1 protein-coding gene and 1 pseudogene are annotated in these 2,100 nt (G+C 56.5%); both read left to right on the top strand.

Annotated features, from left to right (window positions below; all coding sequences use genetic code 11):
* The first annotated feature begins 102 nt into the window (after positions 1-102).
* Entirely contained in the window at positions 103-1,725 is a 1,623-nt protein-coding gene (gene pgi / locus CAGGBEG34_RS09455; protein WP_006683386.1) for a glucose-6-phosphate isomerase, read from the top strand.
* 10 nt (positions 1,726-1,735) lie between these two features.
* Positions 1,736-2,100, top strand: a pseudogene (locus CAGGBEG34_RS10490) (recombinase family protein); the annotation flags it as partial.

Genomic DNA, 2,100 nt, shown 5'->3' with positions numbered 1-2,100 from the left:
ATGCTTGAGAGCATTTTTCAATGCAGTATGAGTGACGGCGCGCGCGAAGCGACGCAGTACAAGCCACTGAAAAATGCGCTAGGGCCTGTTGTGATGTGAACAATGCCTTTAACCGCCCTCCCCGCCTGGCGCGCGCTCGCCGCGCACTTTGAGACGATTCGCGACGCGCAGATGCGCGACTGGTTCGCTGCTGAAGATGCGCATGCGCCCACGCGCGCGCAGCGGTTCACGCGCACCGGCGGCGGCCTCACGCTTGATTTTTCAAAAAACCGCATCACGGACCAAAGCTTTGCGCTGCTGCTCCAGTTGGCGCGCGAGGCGGGCGTTGAGCAAAAGCGCGATGCGATGTTCGCGGGCGAAATTGTCAATCCCACTGAGAAACGGGCAGCGCTGCATACCGCGCTGCGCGCCAGCGATGCACATGCGCCGCATGCGGCATTGATTCATCAAGCGCTTGAGAAAATGAGCGCGTTTGCCGAGCGCGTGCGCGGCGGCCATTGGCGCGGCTATACCGGCAAGCCGATCCGCTCTATCGTCAATATTGGCATCGGCGGCTCGGAGCTCGGTCCAAAAATGGTCTGTGAGGCGCTGCATCCTTTCGGTACTGCCGATCTGGATGTCCATTTTGTGTCGAATATCGACGGCGCGGAGATACAACGCGCGCTCGAATCCATCGATCTTGACACAACGCTCGCGATTGTCGTCTCCAAAACCTTCACCACGCTTGAGACGATGAGCAACGCGCGCACGCTGCGCGACGCATTTCTCCAGCGCGGCGCGCCTGAAGCGGCGCTTAATATGCATTTCGTCGGCGTCACTGCCAATGCTCAAGCGGCGATTCAATTCGGCATTGCGTTTGAACACCTGTTTGAGATGTGGGATTGGGTTGGCGGGCGTTATTCGCTGTGGTCCGCGGCGGGGCTGGCGATCATGCTGAAGATCGGCCCCACGCATTTCAGCGCGCTGCGCGCCGGCGCGCAACAGATGGACCAACATTTCCTGAACGCGCCGCTGGGAAATAATCTGCCCGTGATCATAGCGCTGCTCGGCATTTGGTACCGGAATTTTTTCGGCGCGCAAAGCCATTTAATCGCGCCTTATACATCCGCGCTGCGCCACCTGCCCGCCTATTTGCAGCAGCTTGAGATGGAAAGTAATGGCAAATCGGTGGATTTGGACGGCCAGCCCGTTCCCTATGCCACCGCGCCAGTGCTATGGGGCGCGCCTGGAACCAACGGTCAGCATGCCTTTTTCCAGATGCTGCATCAGGGCGCCACGCTCGTGCCGACCGATTTCATCGCCGCGCTTAAGCCTGAGCATTCCTTGTTCGATCATCATGTCAAACTGCTCGCCAACTGTTTCGCGCAAAGCGAGGCGTTGATGCGCGGACAAGACGCTGATCCAGCGCCGCATTTACGCTGCCCCGGCAACCAGCCGAGCAATACGCTGCTGCTGGAAGCACTCACCCCGCGTGCGCTCGGCGCGCTGCTCGCGCTTTATGAGCATAAAACCTTTGTCCAGGCCGCCGTTTGGCGAATCAATCCCTTTGATCAATGGGGCGTGGAACTGGGTAAGCGACTGAGTATTGCGATTGCACGCGCATTGAATTCAACGCAGACGTTAGAAGATGTGCATGATTCGTCCACGCGCATGCTCATTGAATGCGCAACACACTGGATGAAAGAAAAATGTCGAAGCGCGTTCCAGGGTCTGTTAGACGAATAGATCCGTGCCAATGGCCAGCAACCTGCGCGATTCTTGTATATTGGATTGGCCCCATAAAGCTGATCACTTTATGAGGTGGCAGAGAGGAATCGCGTGCAAACAGGTTAATGAAGTACTGGGAGAAAGACAGGATGCTCTCTGCTTTTTATGTTGGTCAAGCTCCGGACAGATGGGAGAGGCTCAAGCCTCGCATCCAATCGGCAAGTATGGAGAGAGCCAACTTTTCAAGCATACAGCTAGAGGAGGATGCAATCCAATGGCAGCTTATATAGGGGTAGATGTCAGTAAACACGTGCTGGATGCACAAATGGGTGCTCATTATTTCCAAGTAGAAAACACAGCCAAAGGACTGAAGAAATTCATCCGGGCACTAGA

It is taken from the genome of Candidatus Glomeribacter gigasporarum BEG34, assembly GCF_000227585.1.
In the GTDB taxonomy this organism is placed as follows: domain Bacteria; phylum Pseudomonadota; class Gammaproteobacteria; order Burkholderiales; family Burkholderiaceae; genus Glomeribacter; species Glomeribacter gigasporarum_B.
Note: the sequence above shows the minus strand (reverse complement) of the source record. Positions and strands in the feature narration are given on the sequence as shown.

Excerpts from the sequence above, each read along its gene's own strand:
- pgi (WP_006683386.1), top strand. The coding sequence starts at position 103 with ATGCCTTTAACCGCCCTCCCCGCCTGGCGCGCGCTCGCCGCGCACTTT.